This window comes from Streptomyces sp. NPDC059456, from assembly GCF_042750055.1.
Taxonomy (GTDB): domain Bacteria; phylum Actinomycetota; class Actinomycetes; order Streptomycetales; family Streptomycetaceae; genus Streptomyces.
The window spans coordinates 1-6,363 of record NZ_JBHYVA010000500.1 but is presented as its reverse complement, the minus strand read 5'-3'; the positions used below and the strand labels follow the sequence as shown (position 1 = coordinate 6,363).

8 protein-coding genes are annotated in these 6,363 nt (G+C 68.3%); 6 read left to right on the top strand and 2 right to left on the bottom strand.

All coding sequences use genetic code 11. The features are described from left to right. Positions 1 to 80: 80 nt before the first annotated feature. A complete protein-coding gene (locus tag ACFXA3_RS31600; protein WP_385192327.1) occupies positions 81 to 971 on the bottom strand; it encodes a 2-hydroxy-3-oxopropionate reductase in 891 nt (296 codons plus the stop codon). 75 nt (positions 972 to 1,046) lie between these two features. Next, positions 1,047 to 1,880 carry a TIM barrel protein gene (locus ACFXA3_RS31595; RefSeq protein WP_385192324.1) on the bottom strand — a complete coding sequence of 278 codons (834 nt, stop codon included), beginning with the start codon at positions 1,878 to 1,880 and terminating at the stop codon, positions 1,047 to 1,049. Positions 1,881 to 2,006: 126 nt separating this feature from the next. Here ACFXA3_RS31595 and ACFXA3_RS31590 point away from each other — a divergent pair, with 126 nt between their 5' ends. The 6 genes from ACFXA3_RS31590 (at position 2,007) to ACFXA3_RS31565 (ending at position 6,225) form a co-directional block, all read left to right on the top strand. After that, complete coding sequence (locus ACFXA3_RS31590; RefSeq protein WP_385192322.1) at positions 2,007 to 2,258, top strand: thiamine-binding protein; 252 nt, start codon at positions 2,007 to 2,009, stop codon at positions 2,256 to 2,258. Next, positions 2,255 to 2,638, top strand: coding sequence for a helix-turn-helix domain-containing protein (locus ACFXA3_RS31585; protein ID WP_385192320.1), 384 nt, complete (start codon positions 2,255 to 2,257; stop codon positions 2,636 to 2,638). The genes ACFXA3_RS31590 and ACFXA3_RS31585 overlap by 4 nt, the downstream gene beginning before the upstream one ends. Positions 2,639 to 2,791: 153 nt before the next feature. Continuing rightward, entirely contained in the window at positions 2,792 to 3,310 is a 519-nt protein-coding gene (gene uraD, locus ACFXA3_RS31580) for a 2-oxo-4-hydroxy-4-carboxy-5-ureidoimidazoline decarboxylase (protein ID WP_385192318.1), read from the top strand. Positions 3,311 to 3,312: 2 nt separating this feature from the next. Then, the gene (gene uraH, locus ACFXA3_RS31575; RefSeq protein WP_385192316.1) at positions 3,313 to 3,702 is read left to right on the top strand and encodes a hydroxyisourate hydrolase; all 390 of its coding nucleotides are present in this window, start codon (positions 3,313 to 3,315) and stop codon (positions 3,700 to 3,702) included. A gap of 1 nt (position 3,703) precedes the next feature. Beyond that, a complete protein-coding gene (gene pucL, locus ACFXA3_RS31570; RefSeq protein WP_030293098.1) occupies positions 3,704 to 4,627 on the top strand; it encodes a factor-independent urate hydroxylase in 924 nt (307 codons plus the stop codon). Between the two features lie 194 nt (positions 4,628 to 4,821). Then, positions 4,822 to 6,225 (top strand): 8-oxoguanine deaminase, encoded by a 1,404-nt coding sequence (locus ACFXA3_RS31565; protein WP_385192312.1) that lies wholly within the window; start codon positions 4,822 to 4,824, stop codon positions 6,223 to 6,225. The last annotated feature ends 138 nt before the right edge of the window (positions 6,226 to 6,363 follow it).

Genomic DNA, 6,363 nt, shown 5'->3' with positions numbered 1-6,363 from the left:
TGTGTTTATCGCTTCACTCCCCGGCCCTGTGGGGGGGGGGGGGGTGGCGGGGGGGGGGGCCCGCGTCGGCGGGGCCGGTCTCAGACCTGGGCGCCGGAGAGGCGCTCGACCGCGCGGAGCAGGGCGGAGTGGTCCAGGCCGCCGTCACCCTGGGCGCGCAGGGAGGCGACCAGCTGGGCGACGACCGCGCCGACGGGGAGGGCCGCACCGACGTTGCGGGCGGCGTCGGTGACGATGCCCATGTCCTTGTGGTGCAGGTCGATCCGGAAGCCGGGCTTGAAGTCGCGGTTCAGGAAGTTGTCCTTCTTGCGGGTCAGGACCGTGGAGCCGGCCAGACCGCCGTTGAGGACGTCGAGGGCGGCGTTGAGGTTCACGCCGGACTTCTCCAGGAAGACCACGGCCTCGGCGCACGCCTGGATGTTCACCGCGACGATGAGCTGGTTGGCGGCCTTCACCGTCTGGCCGGAGCCGTGCGGACCGCAGAGCACGATGACCTTGCCGAGCGCCTCGAGGATCGGCAGGGCCGCGTCGAAGTCGGCCTGCTCGCCACCCACCATGATCGACAGGACGGCCTCGATGGCGCCGGCCTCGCCGCCGGACACCGGGGCGTCGATGACGCGGATGCCCTTCTCGGCGGCGTTCGATGCGAGGTCGACCGAGGTCTGCGGGGTGATCGACGACATGTCGATGATCAGCGCACCGGACTTCGCGTTCTCGAGGATGCCCTCGGGACCGTAGTTGATGGCCTCGACCTGCGGGGAGGCGGGCACCATCGTGATGATGACGTCGGCGTCCCTGACGGCCTCGGCGATCGAGCCGGCGGCGGTGCCGCCCGCGGCGGCCAGGCGGTCGAGCTTGTCCTGCTCCAGCGTGAAGCCGGTGACCGGGTAGCCGGCCTTCAGGAGGTTCTCGGCCATGGGGGAGCCCATGATTCCGAGGCCGATCCAGGCGATGTTGGGGAGGGTGCTCATGATGAGGGTCCTTCTCTTAATGCTTCGTACGAAAAGTGCGAGGGGTGCCTGGCTGATCGCCCGGACTTCGTCCGCCTACCGGGCGGCGCGGGCCCCGGCCGGCAGCCACGCGAAGGAGGCGGCGGCGTCGGCGGCCTTGTACTCCAGGCCTACGTAGCCCTCGTACCCGGCCTTCTTCAGCTGGTCGAGCAGCTCTTCGAGGGGCAGCTCGCCGGTGCCGGGGGCACCGCGTCCGGGCTTGTCCGCGATCTGGACGTGCCCGGTTTTGGCGGCGTACTTTTCGATGACCTCGGAGAGGTCCTCATCGTTCATCGCCAGGTGGTACAGGTCGAGGAGGAACTTGGCGTTCCCGAGGCCGGTGGCCTCGTTCACCTTGTCCACCACCTCGATGCCGGCCGGGGCGCTCACCAGCGGGTAGAGCGGCGACTCGGGCTTGTTGAGGGTCTCGATCAGCAGGATCGCGCCGACGCGGGCGGCGGCCCGGGCCCCCACGACCAGGTTCTCCAGGGCGAGCTCGTCCTGCACGGCCGGGTCCACGCCCTCGACGCGGTTGCCGTAGAGGGCGTTCAGCGCCTTGCAGCCCACCGAGGCGGCGAAGTCCGCGGCCACGTCGATGTTGGCCTTGAAGCGGTCCGACTCCTCGCCGGGTACCGAGACCGCACCGCGGTCCGGGCCCGGCAGCTGTCCGGCGTAGAAGTTCAGGCCCACCAGCTGGGTGCCGGCGTCCTCAAGAGCCTTCTTGAGGGCGTCGAGCTCCTCCTGGGCGGGGGTGGGGGTCTCGATCCAGGGCCACCACAGCTCGACCGCGGTGAAGCCCGCCGCGGCGGCGGCCGCGGGGCGCTCCAGGAGCGGGAGTTCCGTGAAGAGGATCGAAAGGTTCACATCGAAGCGCTGGTCCGTGTATCCCATGAGGGGTGTGCGCTCCTTCCGTATTGCGGAAGTTAGTTTCTGCTTGATGGAAGACTGCAAGCAGGGCGCCGCACTTGTCAAGCCCGGACTGCCGAAAAAGAGTGACCGGGAGGTAGCTTGACCAGCGTGCGATTGAGAGTGGAGTTCACGACCGAGCCCTTCGATCTCGAAGAGGCCCCTGCCCATGCCGTGGCCGCTCGCGAGGTCATCCAGAAGGCCCAGCTGGACGCGGTGGACGTCGGCCCGTTCGGCAACACCGCCGAGGGTGAGGCCGACGCGGTGCTGACCGCGGTGACCGCGCTGCTGCGCGACTCGCTGGAGTCCGGCGCCACGCGCGTCTCGCTCCAGGTCAACGTGATCGGGGAGGACACCCCATGACCGAGCCCCGCGACCACCCGTTCGTCACCGCGGTCAAGCCGCTGGTCGACGCGATGGGCGGCGAGCTGATGGATCCGGCCCTGGCGCAGCCCGACGACGTCGTGCTCAGCTGGGAGGGCGAGGACCTGCTGGCCGTCCGGCTGCCCCAGCTGTCCGACTCGCTGGAGCGGATCCTGGCGGCGCTGGAGCGCCGGCACGGCGTACCGTTGTCGCAGCTCGACCGGAAGTCCAAGCAGGACGTCGTACGGATACTGGAGGCGCGCGGCGCCTTCTCCGTGCGGCACGGCGTGGAGACGGTCGCGGGCGCCCTGGGCGTAAGCCGTTTCACGGTCTACAACTACTTGAACAGGGAAAACCCCAACAAGAACAACCAAGCGTGAAACGCGTGTGACCCACGGTGACGAGCCGCCGCCCCATTCATCCGGGCGGCGGCTTTTGTGTACGGGAAGTTTCAACAAAGTGTTGACGCCGTGTTGTCGAGGGCGTTAGCTATGCGCAGCCCGTCAAGCAACAACAGGCCACGGAGGCCTACCGTGACTTCGAGTCCGACCCCGGGTCTCACCCGGTTCAACGCCTTGGACGACAGCGCGGCCGCGGCCGAGCTGCACGAGGTGTGCGCCAGTTCGGCATGGGGGAGCAAGCTGCTCGCCCAGCGCCCCTACGCCGGCGCCGAAGCCCTGTTCTCGGCCAACGAGTCCGCCATGGCGGAGCTCACCGCCGAGGACCTCGCCGAGGCGATGGCAGGCCACGCGCCGATCGGCCGGCCGAAGCCGGGAGACCCGACCTCCGCCCGCGAGCAGCGCGGTATGGCCAGCGCCTCGGAGGAGCTCAAGAGCGAGCTCCTCGAACTGAACCTGGCGTACCAGGAGAAGTTCGGCCACGTCTTCCTCATCTGCGCCACCGGTGCGACCGGTGAGTTCATGCGGGACGCGGTCAGGGTCCGGATCGACAATTCGCCGGAGCAGGAGCGGGAAATCGCCCGCGGCGAACTCGTCAAGATCAACCGGATCCGTCTGACCCGCCTCGTCGAACTCGCAGAAGAAGGAGCGTGAGCATGAGCACCGCGACCACCGCGTCGGTGTCCACGCACATCCTGGACACCAGCATCGGACGCCCCGCCGAGGGCGTCGCCATCTCCCTGTCGGCCCGTGCGGGGCTCGACGGCGAGTGGGCGGCCCTGGGCGGCTCCGCCACCGATGCGGACGGGCGCTGCAAGGACCTGCCGGCGCTGCCGGAGGGAACCACCCACGTGCGTCTCGACTTCGAGACCGAGACGTACTTCGCCAAGAAGCAAGCCGAGGCGCAGCAGGACGCCCCCCGCGTAAGGGACAGCGGTGCGTTCTTCCCCGAGGTCACCATCACGTTTGCGGTGAACCCGGGCGAGCACTACCACGTACCGCTGCTGCTCAACCCGTTCGGCTACTCCGTTTACCGAGGGAGCTAGCATGGCCACGATTCTGGGCCAGAACCAGTACGGCAAGGCAGAGAACCGCGTCGTCAAGATCACGCGGGACGGCGATACGCACCACATCAAGGACCTCAACGTCTCGGTCGCCCTCTCCGGCGACATGGACGACGTCCACTACTCCGGCTCGAACGCCAACGTCCTGCCGACGGACACCACCAAGAACACGGTGTACGCGTTCGCCAAGGAGTACGGCATCGAGTCCGCCGAGCAGTTCGGCATCCACCTGGCGCGCTGGTTCGTGAACAGCCAGGAGCCGATCCAGCGTGCGCGCATCCGGATCGAGGAGTACGCCTGGGACCGGATCGCCACCTCGGACGCCAACTCCAAGTTCATCGGCTCCGACGAGGTCAACCACTCCTTCGTCCGCAAGGGCATGGAGACCCGCGTCACCCAGATCACGTACGACGGGCAGAACTGGGAGGTCATCTCCGGCCTCAAGGACCTGATCGTCATGAACTCCACGAACTCCGAGTTCTGGGGTTACGTGAAGGACAAGTACACGACCCTCCAGGAGGCGTACGACCGCATCCTGGCCACCCAGGTGTCGGGTCGCTGGCGCTTCAACTGGTCGGACGACGAGCAGCGGATGCCCAACTGGGAGAAGTCCTACGCCGAGACCAAGAAGCACATGCTCCAGGCCTTCGCGGAGACCTACTCCCTCTCGCTCCAGCAGACCCTGTACCAGATGGGTTCGCGCATCATCAACCACCGTTCGGAGATCGACGAGGTCCGCTTCTCGCTCCCGAACAAGCACCACTTCCTCGTCGACCTGGAGCCGTTCGGCCTCAAGAACGACAACGAGGTCTACTTCGCCGCGGACCGCCCGTACGGTCTGATCGAGGCCACGATCCTGCGGGACGGCGCCGACGCGCGCATCCCGGTGGACATGACCAACCTCTGACGCGGCACGCGCGTCCCGGGGCACCGCAGTTGCCCCGGGACCGCAGCGCGCGACACGTTCCAGCTTCCTGAATCGGCACCCGGAGCAACCCCGCGGGGCGGCAGTACTGTCAGCTGTCAGGTCCCCGGCTCCGGCACTCAAATCCCCTGGGTTCTGCCGTGCCCGCACCGCCACTGAAAGCACGAGGAAGTCCCATGGCAGCATCGGCAGCGCATGACGGCGCAGTAGAGCGCATCGTCATCGAGAACTGTGCGATTGCGACCGTCGACGCGAACGACACCGAGTACGCCTCGGGCTACGTGGTCGTCGCCGGCAACAAGATCGAGTCGCTCGGCGCGGGCAAGGCCCCCGAGAACCTCGACAACGTGGTCCGCCGCATCGACGGCACGGGTCACCTCGTCACCCCGGGCCTCGTCAACACCCACCACCACTTCTACCAGTGGATCACCCGTGGTCTGGCCACCGACCACAACCTCTTCAACTGGCTCGTCGCGCTGTACCCGACGTGGGCGCGCATCGACGAGCAGATGGCGTACACCGCCGCCCAGGGCTCCCTGGCGATGATGGCCAAGGGCGGCGTCACCACCGCCATGGACCACCACTACGTCTACCCCAAGGGCTCCGGCGACCTCTCCGGCGCGATCATCCGCGCCGCGTCCGAGATGGGCGTCCGCTTCACCCTCGCCCGCGGTTCGATGGACCGCAGCAAGAAGGACGGCGGCCTGCCCCCGGACCACGCCGTCGAGACCCTCGAGGGTGCGCTCGCCGACACCGAGGCGACCGTCAAGAAGCACCACGACCACTCCTTCGACGCGATGACCCAGGTCGCCGTCGCCCCCTGCTCCCCCTTCTCGGTCTCCACCGAGCTGCTCAAGCAGGGCGCCGAGCTGGCCCGCCACCTCGGCGTGCGCATGCACACGCACGGCAGCGAGACCGTCGAGGAAGAGCAGTTCTGCAAGGAACTGTTCGGCATGGGCCCGACCGACTACTTCGAGTCGACCGGCTGGCTCGGCGAGGACGTGTGGATGGCGCACAGCGTCCACATGAACGACTCCGACATCGCCGCGTTCGCCCGCACCAAGACCGGTGTCGCGCACTGCCCGTCCTCCAACGCCCGTCTGGCCGCCGGCATCGCCCGCGTCCCGGACATGCTCGCCGCCGGCGTCCCGGTCGGCCTCGGCGTGGACGGCACCGCCTCCAACGAGTCCGGTGAACTGCACACCGAGCTGCGCAACGCGCTGCTGATCAACCGTCTGAACCCGGTCCACCGCGAGGCGGCCCTCAATGCGCGCCAGGCCCTGCGCCTCGGTACGTACGGTGGCGCCCAGGTGCTCGGCCGCGCCGACAACATCGGTTCCCTGGAGCCGGGCAAGCTCGCCGACCTGGTGATGTGGAACCTGGGCACCCTCGCCCACTCCTCCATCGCCGACCCGGTCATCGCGCTGGTCTTCGGTGCGGCCGCCCCGGTCACCCTCTCGCTGGTCAACGGCAAGCAGATCGTCGAGAACAACCGGCTGCTCTTCGCCGACGAGGACGCCATCGCGGTGTCCACCCGCGAAGAGGCCCAGCGCCTCGCGCGCATCTCCGCGCAGGGCTGATCCCCCCGGCCGCTGCTGGGGGACGCCTCCAGGAGTCCGGCCGGGGGGGACGGCCCCCCCCCGGGGGGCTGGGGGTTTTACACAAATCCCAGCCCACGATAACCATTGGGTTCTGGGTTTGGGGGGGGGGGGGGTTGT

Bases quoted from the DNA above. Each gene is read 5' to 3' on its own strand.
- ACFXA3_RS31595 (WP_385192324.1), bottom strand. From the start codon at position 1,880: ATGGGATACACGGACCAGCGCTTCGATGTGAACCTTTCGATCCTCTTC.
- ACFXA3_RS31585 (WP_385192320.1), top strand. From the start codon at position 2,255: ATGACCGAGCCCCGCGACCACCCGTTCGTCACCGCGGTCAAGCCGCTG.
- uraH (WP_385192316.1), top strand. From the start codon at position 3,313: ATGAGCACCGCGACCACCGCGTCGGTGTCCACGCACATCCTGGACACC.
- ACFXA3_RS31565 (WP_385192312.1), top strand. From the start codon at position 4,822: ATGGCAGCATCGGCAGCGCATGACGGCGCAGTAGAGCGCATCGTCATC.
- pucL (WP_030293098.1), top strand. From the start codon at position 3,704: ATGGCCACGATTCTGGGCCAGAACCAGTACGGCAAGGCAGAGAACCGC.
- ACFXA3_RS31600 (WP_385192327.1), bottom strand. From the start codon at position 971: ATGAGCACCCTCCCCAACATCGCCTGGATCGGCCTCGGAATCATGGGC.